The organism is Nisaea sp., assembly GCF_034670185.1.
In the GTDB taxonomy this organism is placed as follows: Bacteria; Pseudomonadota; Alphaproteobacteria; order Thalassobaculales; family Thalassobaculaceae; genus Nisaea.
The window spans coordinates 474,676-493,957 of sequence record NZ_JAXMNY010000004.1 but is presented as its reverse complement, the minus strand read 5'-3'; the positions used below and the strand labels follow the sequence as shown (position 1 = coordinate 493,957).

Sequence of the window (19,282 nt, the reverse complement as noted above, 5' to 3'; positions counted from 1 at the left end):
TGCTGAACAATTTACGCTTGCGCTTTCCCATTTTTCTGGGAATAGTGACGAATATAAGGACCTACTACTTGGAGACACCTCATGGCAGACAGCTTGAAATCGTCCGAACAGGGTAGAGACATACTCGGTTCCGCCCTGAAGACGGTTGAGGACGGGGACCGCGACGCCAGCCGTATGGTGCGCCGCCATTTCCGTTTAGAGAGCAGGCGCACAAGCATCTGCCTTCATCCTGAGGAATGGTCGATGTTCGATCTCGTCTCAAAAAGACTGGGCTATAATGCCAAGGCGCTGATCAACGAGATTGACCGGACGCGCGGCTCCAGCTCCGTCCCTTCAGCAATGCGGGTCTTCATGCTCGGATATTGGCGGGATCTTGCCCGGATGAATGCCGGACGGGCAACTCAGGCCAGCGCAGCAGCCGCCAAAGGCTCGTCGGTAATGACCGCATCCACACCCCAGCCAATGAGGCTTTCAGCCCGCTCCGGATCGTTCACCGTATAGGTTAGAATACGGAAGCCTGCATCATGGATTGCCGTAACTAAACCGGCGTCCAGGCAGGCATGGTTCGGATGGACTGAAAAACAGCCAAGGTCCTTGGCTGCCCCATGCCAACCCTCTGCCATCGTGTCTGACAGATAGCCTCGGAGAAAATCCGGGGCTTTTTCTTGTGCGATCCGCAAACAGTCCGGCACGAAGCTGGAGACAATGATCCGGTCCGTCAGATCCGGGCAGAGATCGTTCAGCATGTCCGAGACCAGCTCGGCTGTTCGCACTTCCCGGCCCGTTGTCGGCTTGATTTCCACATTCATGGATAGTCCCAGCGCCCGACAGCAGGCGATGGTCTCCTCGAAGGTCGGGATACGTTCTCCCGCAAAGCCAGGACCGAACCAGGAGCCGGCATCAAGCGCCTTGAGGGCTGACAGTGGGTGAACCGCCACCGGGCCGGAGCCATTGTCGGTACGGCCCAGTTCCTCGTCGTGATGCAGCACCGGCACGTCGTCCGCGCTCAGCATCACATCGAACTCAACCCACAAAAAACCGGCCTCCGCCGCAAGGCGGAAGCCGGTCAATGTGTTTTCAGGAGCCTCGGCGGCAATCCCGCGATGTCCGACAAAGCGGGACAGCCGGAGGCTCATCAGTAAAAGCTCTTACGCTTCTGCTTCGGAAAGATCGGCGCCGGTTTCCTGATCCACGACCTTCATGGACAGCTTGACCTTGCCACGATCATCGAAGCCGAGAACCTTGACCTTCACCTCATCGCCGACATTGACCACATCGGTGGTCTTGCCGACCCGCTCGCTCTTCAGCTCGCTGATGTGAACGAGGCCGTCCTTGGCACCGAGGAAGTTCACGAAGGCGCCGAAATCGACGGTCTTCACGACCTTTCCGTTGTAGATCACACCGACTTCCGGCTCCGCGACGATGTAGCGGATCCGTTCCAGGGCTGCTTCGGTGGAAGCGGTATCAACCGCCGCGACCTTCACAGTGCCGTCGTCATCGATGTCGATCTTCGCACCCGTGGTCTCACAGATTTCACGGATCATCTTGCCGCCTGGGCCGATGATTTCGCGGATCTTGTCGGTCGGCACGGTGATCGTGGTGATACGCGGTGCATTCTCGGACACACCCTCACGCGAGGAGGTCAGAGCCTTGGACATTTCACCAAGGATATGAACCCGGCCGTCTTTCGCCTGATCCAGAGCGATCTTCATGATCTCCTCGGTGATCGAGGTGATCTTGATGTCCATCTGCAGGGACGTGATGCCGTTCTCGGTACCCGCGACCTTGAAGTCCATGTCGCCGAGATGATCTTCGTCGCCGAGGATGTCGGACAGGACGGCGTAATCGTCGCCTTCCTTGATCAGACCCATGGCAATACCGGCAACCGGAGAGGACAGCGGAACACCCGCGTCCATCAGGGAGAGAGAGGTGCCACAGACCGTCGCCATCGAGGAGGAACCATTCGATTCCGTGACCTCGGAGACCACCCGGATGGTGTAGGGGAAGACTTCCTTGGCGGGAAGCAGCGGACGCACCGCACGCCATGCCAGCTTGCCGTGGCCGATTTCGCGGCGTCCCGGAGAGCCCATGCGGCCCGCTTCACCGACCGAGTAGGGCGGGAAGTTGTAATGCAGCATGAAGTTCTCGCGATATTCGCCTTCGAGCGCATCGATGATCTGCTCGTCCTGGCCGGTGCCGAGGGTGGCGACGGCCAGAGCCTGGGTTTCACCGCGGGTGAACAGAGCGGAGCCATGGGCACGCGGGAGAATACCGACTTCAGAGACGATCGGGCGCACCGTCTTGGTGTCGCGACCGTCGATCCGCTGACCGGTCTTCAGGATCGCACCACGGACGACATCGGCTTCAATGCCTTTCATCAGGCCCTTGGCGAGATCCTTATCGGCGGCGTCCTCGAACAGAGCCATGCCCTTTTCCCGGACCACAGCAACGTTCTGCTGGCGCTGGGTCTTGTTCGGCTCGGCATAGGCTTTCGTCATGTCAGCGGAAATCGCGGCCGTCAGGGCATCGCGCACCCGACCGAGATCTTCGCTTTCGGCCGGCAGGTCCATCGGATCCTTGGCGCAATCTTCGGCCAGATTGATGATCGCGTCGATCACCGGCTGGAACGCCTTGTGCCCAAAGCTGACGGCGCCGAGCATGATCTCTTCAGACAGCTCGGAAGCCATGGATTCGACCATCAGCACGCCTTCCTGGGTGCCGGCGAGCATCAAGTCGAGATCGGAATCCGGCAGTTCGCTCTGGCGCGGGTTCAGGATGTATTCGCCATCCTTGTAGCCGACGCGGCAGGCCGCGATCGGGCCGAGGAACGGCACACCTGAAATCGTCAGCGCGGCGGAGGCGCCGATCATGGCGACAACGTCCGGATCGTTTTCCAAGTCATGGGACAGAACGGTGCAGACAACCTGCGTTTCGTTCTTGAAGCCTTTGACGAACAGCGGACGGATCGGACGATCGATGAGGCGCGACGTCAGCACCTCTTTCTCGGTCGGACGTCCTTCACGCTTGAAGAAGCCACCCGGAATCTTGCCGGCGGCAAAGGTCTTTTCCTGGTAGTTCACGGTCAGCGGGAAGAAGTCGATCCCCGGCTTCGGCTGCCGCGCGTACACAGCGGTACACAGAACAGTCGTCTCGCCCATCGTCGCCATGACGGCGCCGTCGGCCTGACGCGCGATTTTACCTGTCTCGAGCGTCAGCTTGCGCCCGCCCCAGTCGATCTCTTGTTTATAAATCTGAAACATTCAGCTTTCCTTCAAAGCCGAACCGCTCGGATCCGATCCTCGTCCTGTCCTGTGTTTGGCGTGGAATGGGGCAATCCGGTCCAGTTCTTCGAACGCATCGCCTCACGGGGCGCGGGAGAACTGCTCAGGGGGCCCATGGTTACCGAACATAGGGTCGAGCGAGGTGACACACGGCTCATATTTATCGGTGTCTCATCGGTACGGTTCTTCGGTTTTTTCCTCTATTGAGCGGGCTTTCAATCGCATGGATCGCCGAGGGCGTCAAACCCAATATGGCGATCCAGAAAGCCCTGTAGAAACGCAAACCGCCCCACGGAATTCGCAGGGCGGACGCGTTACTGTTTTTGGCGGCGCTGCATAGATTAGCGGCGCAGGCCCAGTTCCTTGATGATGACCTGATAGCGCTCGACGTTTTTGCTCTTCAGATAGTCGAGCAGACGGCGGCGCTGGCCGACCATGATCAGAAGCCCACGGCGGGAATGGAAGTCCTTCTTGTGGGTCTTCAGGTGTTCGGTGAGGTTCACAATCCGTTCGGTCAGGATCGAAACCTGAACTTCCGGGGAACCGGTATCGCCTTCTTTGCGGCCATACTGCTCGATCAGCGCTGTTTTGCGCTCTTGTGTAATCGACATCGAATACTCCTAGGTCAAAGGTTGAGTACGCGCATCGGACAAATACAGCCGCCGTCGATCCGTCCGATCGCAACGGGACTGCCTCCGGAAACGGCGTACATCAGGTCGCCTTCCCGAAGATCTCCGAAACGGTCAAGATCCAGGGCCCGGAAGACCGGGACGGACTGGCCGCATCTGAGTTTATTTGCCTCTGCACCGGCCAGAGTCAGCGCCGGGATGCCGTCTAGCGCTGTTTCTACCGGTAATAGGTGCTCGAAAGCGGCGGGACTATGCTCCAAAGCCTTCAAGGAATCCAGCGAAATCGCATCTGCTTCGAGGAACGGTCCGACACGGTGCCGGCGCAGCATCGAAATATGCCCGAGAGTCCCGGCAGCCCGCGCAATATCCCGCGCCAGACTTCGCATGTAAGCGCCTTTTCCGGAGCCGACACGGAACAGCGCGTGATCCGCATCCAGCGCCTCGACCAGCTCGAAGAAATCGATCCGCACTTCGCGCGGCGAAAGCTCGACCGGCACTTCCTTGCGCGCCAGATCGTAGGCCCGCTGGCCCTGGACCTTGACGGCCGAGAAAATCGGCGGAATCTGAGTGATAACGCCCTGAAACTGGGGCAACACGGCCTTGATCGCATCGACGTCCGGACGAACGTCCGACGTGCCACAGACAGTCCCTTCAAGGTCGTCCGTGGTCCGCTCCTCGCCCCAGGTCACTTCGAAGGTGTATTCCTTCGAAGCATCCATCACGAAAGGCACGGTTTTCGTCGCTTCGCCGAGAGCAATTGGCAGAATTCCGGTTGCCAGCGGGTCGAGGGTTCCGGCATGTCCCGCCTTCTGGGCGTCGAACACGCGCCGAACCGCCGCCACTGCATGGGTCGAGGTCACGCCGGATGGTTTATCCAGGATGACCCAGCCATTTACCGGGTTGCCGCGCTTCCTACGCGCCATTGCCGCCCTCGTCCGTCTCGTCTTTCTTCTCGAGATCCGCGCGTACCACAGGGTTCTGGAACACCTCGTTGATCCGGTTGGCGGTCTCGAACGCATTGTCGATGATAAAGCGAAGACGCGGCACGGTACGCAGCGACATCTGTTTGGCCAGCATCGTCCGCAGATACGGCGCGGCGCGCTTCAGCCCGCCGAGCACGTGATCCACATTGCTGCCGCCGAGAGGCATAACGAACACATTCGCATTGCGCAGGTCCGGGCTTACCGAGACCTCGCTGACCGTGATCGAAGCGCCTTCCAGTTCGGGGTCGTGCAGATCTCCGCGCTGAAAAACGCCAGCCAGTACGTGACGCACTTCCTCGCCAATACGCAGCTGGCGCTGTGACGGCGCTCGTCCGCCCCGCCCCGGTTTGTCAGGGTGCGATCCAACCATTTTTAGCTCCCGTCAGACTGTGTGACAGTCAAACCCCGCCACTCAGGACGAGGTGCTGGCCCGCTGGACTGATTCCAGGCTCCGCGCGACTTCCTTCACCTCGAAACACTCGATGAGGTCGCCGGCCTGAATGTCGTTGTAATTCTCGAAGGCGGCGCCGCACTCGTAACCCTCGCGGACTTCCTTGACCTCGTCCTTGAAGCGCTTGAGCGTCTTCAGCGTGCCTTCGTGGATCACCACGCTGTCGCGCAGCAGACGAACCTTGGCCGCACGCCGGAGCATGCCCTCGGTAACCATACAGCCGCCGACCTTACCGACCTTGGTGATGTTGAAGACCTCGCGGATTTCCGCATTGCCAAGGAACTCTTCCTTGAGATCCGGAGACAGCATGCCGGTGAGCGCCGCTTTGATGTCATCGATCAGCTCATAGATGATCGAGTAATAGCGGATCTCGAGACCTTCCTGCTGCGCCATGTCCCGCGCCTGCGGGTTGGCCCGGACGTTGAACCCGATGATCAGCGCGCTAGAAGCTTTCGCCAGCGCGACATCGGACTCGCTGATACCGCCAACGGCACCATGCAGAATGCGCACGGCAACAGCATCATTGGAGATCTTCTCGAGTGTCGAACGGATTGCTTCGAGGGAGCCGTGCACGTCGGTCTTGATGACCACCGGCAATTCCTCGGCCTGACCGGCCGCAATGGCCGACAGCATCTGCTCGACGGAGCCACGCGCGCCGGCAACAGCCGACTTCTCGCGCATAACACGCTGCCGGTATTCGGCAATCTCGCGTGCCTGGGCTTCAGTCTCGACCACCGCGAATTCATCACCCGCGACCGGTGTACCCTGCAGACCAAGAACCTCGACCGGAATACTCGGGCCGGCATTGTCCGTACGCTGTCCGTGATCGCCCAGAAGCGCCCGCACCCGGCCCCATTCGGCACCGGCAACGAAGATATCGCCAACTTTGAGCGTACCCTTCGTGACGAGGACGGTCGCGACGCTGCCGCGTCCCTTTTCCATCTTCGCCTCAATCACGGCACCTTCGGCGCGGCGATCCGGGTTGGCTTTGACTTCAAGCACCTCGGCCTGCAGAAGAATTGCTTCCTCAAGCTTGTCGAGACCGGCCCTGGTCTTCGCGGACACATCCACGGCCAGAACGTCGCCGCCCATTTCCTCGACCACGATCTCGTGCTGCAGAAGTTCCTGACGCACACGGCTCGGATCGGAGTCCGGAAGGTCGCACTTGTTGACTGCGACGATGATCGGGCAGCCAGCGGCTTTCGCATGCCGGATGGCTTCAACCGTCTGCGCCATGATGCCGTCATCGGCCGCCACCACCAGGACAACGATGTCCGTGACGTTGGCACCGCGCGCCCGCATTTCAGTGAAGGCTTCGTGACCCGGCGTATCGAGGAAGGTGATTTTCGCGCCAGACGGCACGGTCACCTGATAGGCACCGATATGCTGGGTGATGCCGCCTGCTTCGCCACCAGCCACATCGGAACGCCGGAGCGCGTCGAGCAGCGAGGTCTTGCCGTGATCGACATGGCCCATGACCGTGACAATCGGTGCACGGGGCTGCATGTCCTCCGGAGCGTCGTCCTTGCCCTGGAGCTGAAGTTCAACGTCGGACTCGGACACGCGCTTGGAACGGTGCCCGAACTCGGCAACGACCAGTTCGGCCGTGTCGCTGTCGATGGACTGCGTGATGGTCGCCATCATGCCCATTTTCATGAGCGATTTGATCACGTCGCCGGCACGTTCGGCCATACGGTTCGCGAGTTCCTGGACGGTGATTGCGTCCGGAATAACCACGTCACGGATCTGCTTGGCCTGCTCGCCGCCCTCTTCCCGCAGCCGCTGCTTTTCGCGTTCACGGGCACGGCGCACAGATGCGAGACTGCGGGAGCGTTCGCCACCACGATCATCCAGTGCCTGGGATACGGTAAGTTTACCGGACCGGCGGCGCTGTTCGCCACGCCGGTTCGGGGTCGGCGCCGGGCGCCGATCCGGAGTGGCCGGGGCGCCGGACGGGCGGCCAGGCGCACCGGAGGTGCGGCGCTTGACGCGCCGTCCATCATCATCATCGGCAGCCGGTGCAGGTTGCGCCGGATCCGCCGCGCGTGCTGCCGGAGAATTCCGGGACTCCGCCGGCCGTGCCGCGGCCTGTTCAGCCTTGAGCTTGGCCTCGCGTGCTGCAGCCTCTTCGGCGAGCCGCGCGGCTTCCTCATCGCGGACTTTACCTTCGGCATCCGCAATCTTGCGCATTTCTTCAAGTTCAGCCTGACGCCGATCAACAGGCTCGGGTGCCGGTGCCGGCTCAGCGGCAGCTTCAACAGCAGCCTCAGCTACCGGCGCTGCCGGAGTCGCAGCGGCGGCGGCCGTCGCGGCCTCCTCCTGCTGACGCAGGCCCTCTTTCAGTGCCCGCGTCCGGCGTTCCCGCTCTTCCGCGCTCAAGCCTCCAGCGTCGCCTCCAAACCCGCCGGGACCGCCGGCGCGCTTCTTGCGCCGCTCGACCTGAACAGTCTTGGAGCGCCCGTGGGAAAAGCTCTGCTTAACCTGATCCGTGTCGGCAGACTTCCCAAGGGAAAGCTTCTTTCCGGACAGGCTCAGTTTCTTGCGATCAGTCTCGTTGCTTGTTGTCATTCTAGGTCGCGCGTCTTTTCCGTAAATACCGAGCTGGGGCCTCAATACACCCCTAGCCGCTGTTTTCCAACCCGAGTCGCGAAATATCGCCCCGGAAACCCGATAGTCTTGCAAATTCTCGTGTCAATCGGGCCGTCAGGCCCTTCGAATGGTCTCCCGCCGCCAGGATGGCCGCGTGTACTGTTTGCTCCCGATCAAACGCGGCTCCGAGCTCGGAGCGCGTCAGAAGAGCTTCAGTCCGAACCCCGTCCCCGAGGCGCGTCATGCGCTCCCGGGCATCGACGGCGCCATCGGACGCTTCAATAAGGAGCGAGGCCTTTCTGTGGCGCAAGGCGTCTTCCACCTTGGCGTGACCCGCAATGGCCGCACCGGCCCGGCGGGCCAGACCGATAAGAGATTGGGTCGAGGCGACAAGCATGGCTTCCACTGCCTCGACGAGATCCTCTCGGACCGCGACCTTCTGCTTCGCCGCCCGCGAAAAAGCCCGCTTCTTGCTGGCTTCGGTGAGCGCATCACGGCTCGCCGTCACCCAGAGGCCACGACCCGGGAGTTTTTCGGACAGATCCGGAACCACCGTATCATCAGGCCCGATGACGAACCTGATCATCCGCTCCGTTTCGCCGCTTTCGCCGGTGGCGATGCAGCGCCGCAGATTACGGCCTAGATCACCGCCATCGACTAATGCGAGGTGCTCATGTTGCTGGGGTCTCGTCATGAGCCTCCCCAGCAGCGTCTTCGGCGCCAGCGTCGGGCTCGTCGCCCTCTTCGTCTTCGAACCAGTGAGCCCGGGCCGCCATGATCACGCCATTGGCGGAATCCTGGTCAAAACCGGCATCGGGCAGCATTTCGATGAGTTCGTCGCCGGCCAGATCGGCCAGATCGTCCAGCGTCTTCACACCCTGTTCGGCCAGCTTGACGACATGCGCCAGCGTCAGACCTTCAAAAGCGAGCAGGTCTTCGGCAACGCCAAGTTCCTTGGTCTGGTCCTGCAGGCGGGTACGCTCCGCCTCAGCAAAAACCAGTGCCCGGTTCTGCAGTTCTTCGGCGATATCCGCATCGAAACCTTCGATGCTGACCAGATCCTCAAGCGGCGAGTAGGCAATCTCGTCAACCGTGCTGAAACCTTCAGCTACCAGCAGATGAGCAATCACGTCATCGATATCAAGAGAGTCGATGAATGTCCGCGACCGTGTCTTGAACTCTTCCTGGCGGCGCTCGGATTCCTCGGCCTCGGTCAGGATGTCGATATCCCAGCCGGTCAGGATCGAGGCGAGACGTACGTTCTGGCCGCGGCGGCCGATGGCCAGGCTGAGCTGGTCGTCCGGCACCACGACTTCGATGCGGCGCTGTTCTTCATCGAGAACAACCTTGCTGACTTCAGCCGGGGCCAGAGCGTTGACCACGAAGGTCGCCGGATCCTCGGACCACGGAATGATATCGATCTTCTCACCCTGCAATTCACCGACCACGGCCTGCACGCGCGAGCCGCGCATGCCGACGCAGGCGCCGACCGGATCGATGCTGCCATCGTAGGAGATCACAGCAATCTTCGCGCGGCTGCCCGGATCACGGGCGACCGACTTGATCTCGATGATACCGTCGTAGATTTCCGGCACTTCCTGCTTGAACAGGTTGGCCATGAACTGCGGATGGGTACGGGACAGGAAGATCTGCGGGCCGCGCTGTTCTTCGCGGACGTCATAGATGTAGGCCCGGACACGATCACCGTTCCGGAAGCTTTCGCGCGGCAGCAGCTCGTCACGGCGCAGCACCGCCTCGGCCCGGCCGAGATCGATGGTGACGTTGCCGAACTCGACCCGCTTGACGATGCCGTTGACGACTTCGCCGACCCGATCCTTGAATTCGGCGAACTGACGGGTGCGCTCGGCCTCGCGGACTTTCTGCACGATCACCTGCTTGGCGGTCTGCGCGGCGATTCGGCCGAAATCGATCGGCGGCAGCGGATCGACGATCAGATCGCCGACCTTCAGCTCCGGGTTCCGCTTTTGCGCAGCGGCAAGCGGGATCTGCGTCACCTCGTCCTCGACCTCGTCGACAACCTCGGTAACGCGCATCAGCTCGATGGCGCCGGTTTGACGGTCGATATTCGCCCGAATGTCGTGATCATGGCCATATTTGGAGCGACCGGCTTTCTGGATCGCCTGCTCCATCGCCTCAAGCACCTCGTCGCGCTCGATGCCTTTTTCGCGCGCAACAACGTCAGCGACCTGAATCAGTTCAAGCTTGGGTTGGGTTGCCGTTTCCATGGATCGCGTCTTCTTGCCGTTATGTTCTGTTTTTTGCCAAAACCGGCGCTCAGATCTCGCCGCGTTCAGCGGCGGCGATCAAAGCATCGGTCAAAACCAATTTCGCCGTCCGGATCGATGCGAACGGGAAGCTCATACGCTCCCCTCCCTTATCAATCACGATGGTATCACCATTCTCGGAACCAAGCACTTCGCCCCGGAACCGTTTTTGTCCGTTCACCGCGACCTCGAGCTCGATCTTCGCTTCGAAGCCGGCGAACCGGTCGTAATCATCCGGCCGAACCAGCGGCCGGTCGATGCCGGGAGAGCTGACTTCCAGATTATACTCTCCGGAAATCGGATCCTCGACATCAACAATCAGGGAAACCGCCCGGCTGATGCTCGCGCAATCCTCAACCGTCATCTGGGCCCGGTCGGAGCGCTCCGCCATGATCTGGAGAACCGCCTGCTTTCCACCGGTGAACATCACCCGCACGAGATCGTAGCCCATCGATTCAATTGAGGGGCCGATCATCGCGGCGATCTTCTCGTTCAGTTGCTGCGTCACCCGTATCCTCTAAGTCTCGCCCCGGCCCTTCAGGTCCCGCCCCGAAAAGCCCGGAAACCACCCAGGCAAAGCACAAAAAAAAAGTGGGCCGTTGGCCCACCCTATCAGCTTTACCGATTGGGTCTTGTAATGGAAGTCGCACTATAGCGGAACGCGCGCCCTCTTCAAGAAGATTCGCTCAATCAAACGTTTCGAGACGCTCGAAACGAAGGAACGCCGGACGGCGGCCCTGATCTCGCGCCTTGGCCTCATACCGCGTCTCCGGCCAGTCCGCTGGCCGGACGCGCCAATCCGATGGGCCACGGGCCTTCCAGCGGAAGCCCCGGTGCGTAGTCGCACGGGCCAGCATCCACCGCAGATAGGCCACATCGTCAGTCGCCAGCCGCAGCTCTCCACCGGGCGCAATCAGCCGGTGAAATTCGGCAATGCTTTCATGCTGGATGATGCGGCGCGAATGATGGCGCTTCTTCGGCCAGGGGTCAGCGAATAGTACGGTAATCCGGGCGAGTGAGGCGTCCGGCAGCAACGGCAGCAGGTCACGTACATCGTCCGGATAGATACGCACATTGGAAAGCCCTCGATCCTCGCAATGTCGGATCAGGCTGGCCACGCCATTCATGAAGGGCTCGGAGCCGATGAACCCGACATCCGGCCTCGCGGCGGCCTGGGCCGCCAGATGCTCGCCTCCGCCGAAACCTATTTCCAGCCAGACATCTTTGATGGTGTACGGGAACAGCGACGCCGGATCCAGCGTCGCACCCGGTTCGTTTACATCCGGCAAGATTACGGCAAGGTCCGGCAGCCGCTCTTCGAGCAGCCCTTCCATACCCGCGCGCAAGCGGCGACCGCGCCTTCTGCCATAGAAGACGCGGTCACGCTGTACGATGTCTTTTGGATCTTCCTTGCCCGTGGGCACGGCTCTGTCCCGCTTTCAGAGGCTTCAGGCGAACGCGCTCTTGAGTTCATCCACCAAGTCAAGTTTCTCCCAGGTGAAGTAACCCTTGCCACCGTCCTCGCGACCGAAATGGCCATAGGCCGAGGTCGGGCGATAGATCGGATTGCTCAGCGCCAGCCGCTCACGGATGCCCCGGGGCGACAGATCAACCATCTCCCGGACAACGGAGGCAAGCTTCGCTTCGTCGACCTGGCCGGTACCGTAAGTGTTGAAATACACCGACAGCGGATGAGAGATGCCGATCGCGTAGGAGACCTGAATGGTGCAGCGGTCGGCAAGACCGGCCGCGACAACATTCTTCGCTACCCAGCGGGCTGCGTAGGCAGCCGAACGGTCAACCTTGGTCGGGTCCTTGCCGGAAAAGGCGCCGCCTCCATGGGGAGCCGCGCCGCCATAGGTGTCGACAATGATCTTCCGGCCGGTAAGACCGGCATCGCCGACCGGACCACCGATCACGAACCGGCCTGTCGGATTGACGTAGAAATGGTCTTCCGGGCACATCCAGCCTTCCGGCAGGACCTTTTCCACGTGACGGCGGACCATCTCGCGGATCTCATCCTGCTCGAGGTCTTCGTCATGCTGCGTCGAGACCACGACGGAGGTCGCCCGAACCGGCTTCCCGTTTGAATACTGCAAGGTCACCTGGCTCTTGGAGTCAGGGCCAAAACCCTTGTCCGCGCCGGACTTGCGTGCGTCGGCCATGGATTTCAGGATCTGATGCGAAAAATGGATCGGCGCCGGCATAAGTGGCTCGGTTTCGCGGCAAGCGAAGCCGAACATGATGCCCTGGTCGCCCGCGCCCTCATCCTTGTTTCCGGTCGCGTCAACACCGGCAGCAATATCGGTCGACTGCTCGTGCAGGAGAACCTCGATATCGGCGGTCTTCCAACTGAAGCCTTCCTGGTCGTAGCCGATATCCTTGATCGCTTCGCGGGTGGACTCGATGATCGCATCCTTCGTTACGGATGCGGGCCCGCGAACTTCACCGGCAAGAACGACTTTATCGGTCGTCGCCAGAGTCTCGCAGGCAACCCTGCTCATCGGATCGGCAGCCAGGAACATATCAACGACCGTGTCGGAAATCCGGTCACAGACTTTGTCTGGATGACCTTCGGAGACGGATTCGCTGGTGAATTCGTAGTCGGATTGAGTCAACGGGGGCTCTCCTAGAATATGAGTTGCACTCATGCCTGCTTGAAGACGTACCCGTGAACGCCCCGCTTCGTTTCGAAGCAGCTCGACATGAATCTCTATCCGGTGAATCGAATGAAGGCACCGAGAGGTAGGACTTCCTGCCGGTTTTGGGATTCATGGTCAAGAGGAAAGCGTGTGCGGCCTATTCCGGATCTTCGCCATCGAAGGCATTGGCGATGGAGCGCATGAGGTCGAACAGGCGGCGGCGCGACTCCGGATCTTCGATCCTGTAATAGGCCCTGACAAGTTCAAGAGTCTCACGCCGGTTCATCGGATCGTCGGGGATCTGATAGGCGTCCGGCTCCTGTTCTTTTTCGAACAGACGGCCAGGCGACTGTTCCTGAACTTCTTGCGCCATGTCCTCGAAGAAGAAGTTTACCGGCACCTCGAGGATGCGGCTGAGGTCATAGAGCCGGCTTGCACCGATGCGGTTTGCACCGCGCTCATATTTCTGAACCTGCTGGAATGTAAGCCCAAGCGCCTGACCAAGCTTCTCCTGGCTAATCCCAAGCAACGTCCGTCGCATTCGCACACGCGATCCGACATGGACATCGACCGGATTTGGCTTTCCAAGGCTCGCCATCCGGCCTCCCGGGCGGCGTTTGCTCGACGGCTGCTCCATATTACAAACCAATAGTCTCAAATTGCGCTAAAATCAGTTACCCATACAAACGTATGCAGTCAATATAAAAGCCGTAGCAAAAAAAAGAAAAAAGCCGCTTAATTCCGGCGCAAAAAGAATGCGGCACCACACGATGCGATCACGAGCAAGATTGCCGCAAGCTCTCCGCCACGCGCATAGAGTGTTTTATTTTCCAAGGACGCTGGAATAGGACTGTCAATTGTCCCTGTACGCTCCAGCGGCAAGGACGCCAGAACGCGACCATAGGAATCGATCAGCGCTGAAATCCCGGTATTTGCTGCCCGCAAAACCGGCAAGCCTTCCTCGATTGCCCGCATCCTGGCCGCGGCCAGGTGCTGATAGGGTCCGGAACTCACTCCGAACCACGCATCATTCGTCACATTCACCAGCAAGCCGGGCCGCGGCCCGCCGGCTTCCGTCACGGCACCAGGGAAAATGATCTCGTAGCAGATCAAAGCACCGATGCGCGGCAACCCGGCATGGGCGAAACTGCTGGGCCCAGGCCCTGCCGTAAATCCACGACCGGTCTTCGCAATCGTCTCAACAGGCAACCATTGACTGAGAGGCACATATTCACCGAACGGGACCAGGTGAAACTTGTGCAGCCTGGCGACCATTTCCCCACGCTCATTGAGAGCAACAACGGCATTGAAACTCAGAGATTCCGCCGGATCATCGGAAACCTGATCGCGTAGCGGCACTCCGGTCATCAGCAGCGCCCCCGGCTGAAGCAGGGAGCCCAGATAAGCCGCCAGCCGCGGCTCGCGATTGAGCGCATAGGGAACGGCAGTTTCCGGCCAGACCACAAGACTGGGCGGGGCAAGATCACCCATCCCGGCGGGCTTGACAGTGGCGCGTGGTGCCCGCGTCAGCGTGGCGTATTTAGCCAAATGCCCCTGCAAGAGCTGCGGCTTCCACTTTTCCGTCTGGGCAACGTTCCCCTGGACGATCCGGACTGTGGGACGACTGATGTCGGGATCGGCGGCGCCGGCAAGCCGTACCGCGCCATATCCGGCGAAAATCACCGGTAAGAGCAAACAGACAGCACCGAAACCACGCTCCCAACGCCCGGTGCGCCGTAACAGCATGAGCGGTGACAGCGCAAAGAGAACCACGAAGAAGCCGTACCCATAGGCACCAATCAGGGACAAGGGCTGCAACAGCGCATCGGAAAAAGACCAGGCAGAGGCCGGCAAGTTCCAGGGAAACCCAGTGGCGACATGCCCCCGCAGCATTTCCGAGAGAGTCCAGGCCCCCGCTAGCGCAGGTGCCCTTACCCATACGCGCGGCCGGAGCCAGCCATAGAGCAGGGTCGCCAGACCGCCAAACACTCCGAGAACGGCGGGAAGGCCCGCTGCGGCAAACGGCACCAGCCAGGCAAACCGGTCGCCGTCTACCAGAAGCGCGTTGGAGATCCAATAAAGGCCGGCGACGTGATACCCGAAGGCGAACGCCCAGCCCGTCAAGAAAGCCCCGGTGAGTGTCCGGCGGCGATCGAGCGTCAGCAGCATAAGGGTGAAAGCGAACAGAGCCGGCAGCACGTCAAGCGGCGGCAGAGCAAGTGCGGCAAGCGCGCCGACCAACGCCATCACGGCCACACTGCGGAAACCGGTCAGCCCTGCAAGCCGGTTGATGCCAGTACGGACGCCATCACCCCACCGGGCGACAGACGCCCATGCACTCACGGGCTGACCTCCATTTCAGGCTCGTCCGTCGACACACGCCGGATACGGATCCGCTTGATCCTGCGTGAGTCACTTTCAAGCACCTCGAATTCGACACCGGCCGGGTGTGCCAGGAGCTCCCCCCGAGCCGCAACACGGCCCGCGAGCGAGAAGACGAGCCCGCCGAGCGTATCGATTTCCTCGCGCTCTTCCTCAGTCAACACATTGCCGAAAAGAGCTTCAAATTCCTCGATTTCGGCGCGAGCATCGGCAACCGCCGTATCCGGCCCGACCATGGCGATTTTCGGACCTTCCTCGACATCGTGCTCGTCGACGATGTCGCCCACGATTTCCTCGATCAGATCCTCAATGGTGATCAGCCCGTCAATCCCGCCGAACTCATCCACGACGAGCGCGAGATGGCGGCGTGTCAGACGCATTTCCTGCAGCAGGTCCATCGCTCGTATCGAAGGCGAAACGAACAAGACCTCCCGCAACAGGGAGCTGAGCGGCACATCCTTGCCGGCATGGACATGCGCCAGAACATCCTTCATGTGGATCATGCCGACCACATCGTCGAGCGTCTCGCGGTAGACCGGCACCCGGCTGTGGGAATCCTTCACCATATCCGTTACCAGCTCATCGAGACTGGTATCAATCGCCACACCGGTGATATCGGCACGCGGTACCATCACATCTTCAGCCGTGATGTCGCGCAGCCCGAGAATGTTACGGATCAGCGCCCGTTCATGCGTGTCGATGGCGAGATCCTCGTCCATCGTCCCGCCGTCATCCTCAATCAGTTCTTCAAGAGCGTCGCGTGCGGACGCACCGCCATTACGCTTGAGCTTCAACGCCTTGAAAAATTGCCGAAAACGGGTCCATGACGGCTCCCGTTGACCTTCGGACTCGAAATCGTCGCCATCCGTCACGCCGACGATATCCACGCTTACCGGCCTGTTATCCGGACCTGAATTCATTGGACCGGCTCCAGCACGGGATTATAGGGGTCGGAAATGCCAAATCCGTCGAGAATCTCAACTTCCCGCCGCTCCATTTCAGAAGCCTCTTCCTCCGTCTCGTGATCGTATCCGAGCAAATGAAGAATGCCGTGCACCACCAAGTGCCGCAGATGGGACGCCAGGGTTTTTCCGTCACGATCCGCTTCCATGGAAACGGTTTCAAAGGCGAGCATCACATCGCCAAGCATATCCGTTCCCGACAGATCCGATGAAAGGCCTGAAGGGAAGGACAGCACATTGGTTGCCTTGTCCTTACCGCGGTAATCGCGGTTCAGTACGCGGACTTCGGCGTCGGAGCTCAGGACAATGCTGAGCTCGGTCGGCTTTGTCACCGACCCGAGTACCGCAACGGCACACTCGACACAGAGTCGCTCCGCGTCGGGCAGCGCCACCTCCCAGGCAGGGTCGGAAACGGTGACGGCAATATCGTAAATAGAGTCCGGTTGCTCCGGCTCTTCCTGCGGATCCTGCGCCGCGATCTCGCTGCGGCTGCTACTACTCGGCTCCGGTTCGTCGGGCACGCGCGGACACTCCATTGTTTTCTCTAACTGGACCCGTCAAGACGGGTCGATTCACGTTCACTGTACGCATTGACGATTTTCGTTACCAGCGGGTGGCGCACAACGTCTCTGGCCGTGAACTCGATGAGGCTGACATCGGGAATTCGGCCAAGCACATGCATCGCATCCGTCAGACCCGATTTCGCTCCGAAAGGCAGATCAACCTGCGACGGATCGCCGGTGATCGCCATCCGCGAATTCTCGCCGAGACGGGTCAGAAACATCTTCATCTGGGTCGGCGTTGTGTTCTGCGCTTCGTCCAGGATGATGTAGGAATTGGCGAGCGTCCGGCCTCGCATGAAGGCGAGCGGCGCCACTTCGATCTCACCGGCCGCAAGCCGCCGTTCGACCTGCTCGCCCGGCATCATGTCGTAAAGCGCGTCATAAAGCGGACGAAGATAGGGATCGACCTTGTCTTTCATATCGCCGGGCAGGAAACCGAGCCGCTCGCCCGCTTCCACCGCCGGACGCGACAGGATCAGCCGCTCGACCCTGCGTTCCATCAGCATGGAAACAGCCATGGCAACGGCCAGATAGGTCTTGCCTGTACCGGCAGGTCCAAGGCCAAGCACGAGTTCATCTTTCGACAGGGCCTGGATATAGCGGTGCTGGTTCGGTGAACGCGGCTGGATCGCCCGTTTCCACGTCGGCACGAAGGCGGAGCGATCATTGAAACCGTTGCTGTCGCCGTTTGCGGCGTCGCCCGTGTTCTGCGCCCACTTCACGGCAGCGTCGACAGTCCCAAAATCGAGGGCCTTGAGCTTCTTACCGGCCTTGACGTCCCCTTCAAGGCGGCGATAAAGCGAGGTCAGCGCGGATTGCGCCGTAACCACCGCATCTTTTTCACCTTCAACGGTGACCTTGTTTCCGAAGCAGGAAATCGAAACCTGAAGCTTTTGTTCAATTCGCGCCAGATTACGATCGTGCTCGCCGAGCAAAGCCGGCACCAGATCATGGTCGGCAAATTCCAGATGAATGACTTCGGTGGCCTCGTCAATGATGCTCAAGCAATCGCCCTTTCATGGTCGGAGGTGAGCGTTGTCGGGCCTGACGCGCCGGCCCATTCGCCGATCACCGCGGTTCCCGAAAGAGAGTTGGCGTGTCCCTGTTCAATCCGGACATCGGCAATCGCACCGATCAACCGGTCCGGTCCGGCAAAGTGTATGGCCTGCATATAGGGACCCCGGCCAACAAGTTGACCTTCTTTTTGTCCCTTGCGCTCGACCAGCACCGGCTGGACCGCGCCGACACTGGCCACATTGAAGGCAAGCTGCTGCGCATTCAGCAGCTGTTGCAGGGTTTCCAGACGGTCTGACTTCACAGCGTCGTCGATCTGCAGGTCCGTCCCGGCCGCTGGTGTGCCGGGGCGCGGACTGTATTTGAACGAATAGGCCTGAACGTATCCGACATCCGTTACAAGTCTGAGTGTGTCGGCAAAATCCTCGTCGCTCTCGCCCGGGTGCCCGACAATGAAATCGGACGACAAGGCCAGGTCCGGGCGGGCTTCGCGCAGCCGGTCGACGATGCGGCGATAGGAATCCGCATCATGCTTTCGGTTCATCTGCCGCAACACACTGTCGGAGCCGGACTGCACCGGAAGATGCAGAAAAGGCATCAACTGCGGCACGTCGCGATGCGCGGCGATCAGGTCGTCATCCACATCGTTCGGATGCGAGGTGGTGTAGCGAATGCGTTCCAGCCCATCGATCTCGGCCAGCGCCCGGATCAGTCTGCCGAGACCCCATTCACCGCCGCCCGCCTCGCCATGATAAGCGTTGACGTTCTGGCCGAGCAGGGTGAGTTCCGACGTACCAGCGGCCACCAGCCGCCGCGCCTCGGCGAGCACCTGGTCCGCCGGACGGGAGAATTCAGCGCCGCGCGTATAGGGCACCACACAGAAGCTGCAGAACTTGTCGCAGCCTTCCTGGATGCTGAGGAACGCGGCAGCAGCATTCGAATGACGTTCTTCAGGCAAATGATCGAATTTGCTCTCCGCCGGAAAATCGGTGTCGACGACACCGGCACCGCGGGAACCGCGTCCGCCCGATGTCGCCCGGTAATCCGCCGCTTTTTCTTCAGCCGCGCGGACCAGCTCCGGCAGGCGGTGATAGGTCTGCGGTCCGAACACCAGATCGACATAGGGTGCGCGCTTGACGATTTCCTCGCCCTCGGCTTGGGCAACGCAGCCCGCGACCGCGATCAGCAAAGGCTTTCCGCCCGCTGCGCGGGCTTCCTTTTCCTTGCGAATTCGGCCGAGTTCGGAAAAGACCTTTTCCGTCGCCTTTTCCCGGATGTGGCAGGTGTTCAGGATCACCATGTCGACATCGTCCGGGGTTGTTACCGGGTCATAGCCGAGTGACGCCAGACTGTCTGTCATACGCTCACTGTCGTAGACGTTCATCTGGCAGCCGTAGGTTTTGATGTAGAGTTTTTTGCTCACGCGCGCCGCGCCTTATGGTCGCTCGAAGGGTCGAATTTCAAGGGTACGGCGGGAGCAATACGCCGAGTGCAACTGAAA

18 protein-coding genes are annotated in these 19,282 nt (G+C 60.6%); 1 reads left to right on the top strand and 17 read right to left on the bottom strand.

Annotated elements, in window-relative coordinates; all coding sequences use genetic code 11:
* Positions 1–81: 81 nt before the first annotated feature.
* Positions 82–501 (top strand): ribbon-helix-helix domain-containing protein, encoded by a 420-nt coding sequence (locus VOI22_RS21140; RefSeq protein ID WP_084608275.1) that lies wholly within the window; start codon positions 82–84, stop codon positions 499–501.
* On the opposite strand, the gene ugpQ is transcribed toward VOI22_RS21140, so the two are convergent.
* From ugpQ to miaB, 17 genes are all read right to left on the bottom strand, one after another.
* A complete protein-coding gene (ugpQ, locus tag VOI22_RS18675) occupies positions 402–1,136 on the bottom strand; it encodes a glycerophosphodiester phosphodiesterase (protein ID WP_323797945.1) in 735 nt (244 codons plus the stop codon). The two genes, VOI22_RS21140 and ugpQ, sit on opposite strands and share 100 nt — an antisense overlap.
* Before the next feature lie 12 nt (positions 1,137–1,148).
* Positions 1,149–3,260, bottom strand: a complete 2,112-nt coding sequence (gene pnp / locus VOI22_RS18670; RefSeq protein WP_323797944.1) for a polyribonucleotide nucleotidyltransferase — start codon at positions 3,258–3,260, stop codon at positions 1,149–1,151.
* A gap of 362 nt (positions 3,261–3,622) precedes the next feature.
* On the bottom strand, positions 3,623–3,892 hold the full coding sequence (gene rpsO, locus VOI22_RS18665; protein WP_028466284.1) for a 30S ribosomal protein S15: 270 nt from the start codon (positions 3,890–3,892) through the stop codon (positions 3,623–3,625).
* Positions 3,893–3,906: 14 nt separating this feature from the next.
* Entirely contained in the window at positions 3,907–4,833 is a 927-nt protein-coding gene (gene truB, locus VOI22_RS18660) for a tRNA pseudouridine(55) synthase TruB (RefSeq protein ID WP_323797943.1), read from the bottom strand.
* Positions 4,823–5,263: a 30S ribosome-binding factor RbfA gene (rbfA, locus tag VOI22_RS18655; RefSeq protein ID WP_028466282.1), complete on the bottom strand. Its 441-nt coding sequence runs from the start codon at positions 5,261–5,263 to the stop codon at positions 4,823–4,825. The genes truB and rbfA overlap by 11 nt, the downstream gene beginning before the upstream one ends.
* Before the next feature lie 42 nt (positions 5,264–5,305).
* Complete coding sequence (gene infB, locus VOI22_RS18650; RefSeq protein ID WP_323797942.1) at positions 5,306–7,912, bottom strand: translation initiation factor IF-2; 2,607 nt, start codon at positions 7,910–7,912, stop codon at positions 5,306–5,308.
* Between the two features lie 52 nt (positions 7,913–7,964).
* Complete coding sequence (locus tag VOI22_RS18645; protein ID WP_323797941.1) at positions 7,965–8,627, bottom strand: RNA-binding protein; 663 nt, start codon at positions 8,625–8,627, stop codon at positions 7,965–7,967.
* Entirely contained in the window at positions 8,605–10,179 is a 1,575-nt protein-coding gene (nusA, locus tag VOI22_RS18640) for a transcription termination factor NusA (protein ID WP_323797940.1), read from the bottom strand. Before nusA ends, VOI22_RS18645 begins: the two co-directional genes overlap by 23 nt.
* Before the next feature lie 49 nt (positions 10,180–10,228).
* Entirely contained in the window at positions 10,229–10,726 is a 498-nt protein-coding gene (rimP, locus tag VOI22_RS18635) for a ribosome maturation factor RimP (protein ID WP_323797939.1), read from the bottom strand.
* Between the two features lie 178 nt (positions 10,727–10,904).
* A complete protein-coding gene (gene trmB, locus VOI22_RS18630; protein WP_323797938.1) occupies positions 10,905–11,642 on the bottom strand; it encodes a tRNA (guanine(46)-N(7))-methyltransferase TrmB in 738 nt (245 codons plus the stop codon).
* 24 nt (positions 11,643–11,666) lie between these two features.
* A complete protein-coding gene (metK, locus tag VOI22_RS18625; protein ID WP_323797937.1) occupies positions 11,667–12,836 on the bottom strand; it encodes a methionine adenosyltransferase in 1,170 nt (389 codons plus the stop codon).
* 181 nt (positions 12,837–13,017) lie between these two features.
* The gene (locus VOI22_RS18620) at positions 13,018–13,458 is read right to left on the bottom strand and encodes a helix-turn-helix transcriptional regulator (protein ID WP_323797936.1); all 441 of its coding nucleotides are present in this window, start codon (positions 13,456–13,458) and stop codon (positions 13,018–13,020) included.
* Positions 13,459–13,595: 137 nt separating this feature from the next.
* Entirely contained in the window at positions 13,596–15,203 is a 1,608-nt protein-coding gene (lnt, locus tag VOI22_RS18615; protein WP_323797935.1) for an apolipoprotein N-acyltransferase, read from the bottom strand.
* Complete coding sequence (locus tag VOI22_RS18610) at positions 15,200–16,162, bottom strand: hemolysin family protein (RefSeq protein WP_323797934.1); 963 nt, start codon at positions 16,160–16,162, stop codon at positions 15,200–15,202. Before VOI22_RS18610 ends, lnt begins: the two co-directional genes overlap by 4 nt.
* Positions 16,159–16,638 carry an rRNA maturation RNase YbeY gene (gene ybeY / locus VOI22_RS18605; RefSeq protein ID WP_323798024.1) on the bottom strand — a complete coding sequence of 160 codons (480 nt, stop codon included), beginning with the start codon at positions 16,636–16,638 and terminating at the stop codon, positions 16,159–16,161. Before ybeY ends, VOI22_RS18610 begins: the two co-directional genes overlap by 4 nt.
* A gap of 110 nt (positions 16,639–16,748) precedes the next feature.
* The gene (locus tag VOI22_RS18600) at positions 16,749–17,771 is read right to left on the bottom strand and encodes a PhoH family protein (protein WP_323797933.1); all 1,023 of its coding nucleotides are present in this window, start codon (positions 17,769–17,771) and stop codon (positions 16,749–16,751) included.
* Positions 17,768–19,204 carry a tRNA (N6-isopentenyl adenosine(37)-C2)-methylthiotransferase MiaB gene (gene miaB, locus VOI22_RS18595; protein WP_323797932.1) on the bottom strand — a complete coding sequence of 479 codons (1,437 nt, stop codon included), beginning with the start codon at positions 19,202–19,204 and terminating at the stop codon, positions 17,768–17,770. The genes VOI22_RS18600 and miaB overlap by 4 nt, the downstream gene beginning before the upstream one ends.
* Between the last annotated feature and the right edge of the window lie 78 nt (positions 19,205–19,282).

Excerpts from the sequence above, each read along its gene's own strand:
- pnp (WP_323797944.1), bottom strand. The coding sequence starts at position 3,260 with ATGTTTCAGATTTATAAACAAGAGATCGACTGGGGCGGGCGCAAGCTG.
- VOI22_RS21140 (WP_084608275.1), top strand. The coding sequence starts at position 82 with ATGGCAGACAGCTTGAAATCGTCCGAACAGGGTAGAGACATACTCGGT.
- rpsO (WP_028466284.1), bottom strand. The coding sequence starts at position 3,892 with ATGTCGATTACACAAGAGCGCAAAACAGCGCTGATCGAGCAGTATGGC.
- VOI22_RS18645 (WP_323797941.1), bottom strand. The coding sequence starts at position 8,627 with ATGACGAGACCCCAGCAACATGAGCACCTCGCATTAGTCGATGGCGGT.
- nusA (WP_323797940.1), bottom strand. The coding sequence starts at position 10,179 with ATGGAAACGGCAACCCAACCCAAGCTTGAACTGATTCAGGTCGCTGAC.
- ugpQ (WP_323797945.1), bottom strand. The coding sequence starts at position 1,136 with ATGAGCCTCCGGCTGTCCCGCTTTGTCGGACATCGCGGGATTGCCGCC.
- truB (WP_323797943.1), bottom strand. The coding sequence starts at position 4,833 with ATGGCGCGTAGGAAGCGCGGCAACCCGGTAAATGGCTGGGTCATCCTG.
- VOI22_RS18610 (WP_323797934.1), bottom strand. The coding sequence starts at position 16,162 with ATGAATTCAGGTCCGGATAACAGGCCGGTAAGCGTGGATATCGTCGGC.
- infB (WP_323797942.1), bottom strand. The coding sequence starts at position 7,912 with ATGACAACAAGCAACGAGACTGATCGCAAGAAACTGAGCCTGTCCGGA.
- rbfA (WP_028466282.1), bottom strand. The coding sequence starts at position 5,263 with ATGGTTGGATCGCACCCTGACAAACCGGGGCGGGGCGGACGAGCGCCG.
- VOI22_RS18620 (WP_323797936.1), bottom strand. The coding sequence starts at position 13,458 with ATGGCGAGCCTTGGAAAGCCAAATCCGGTCGATGTCCATGTCGGATCG.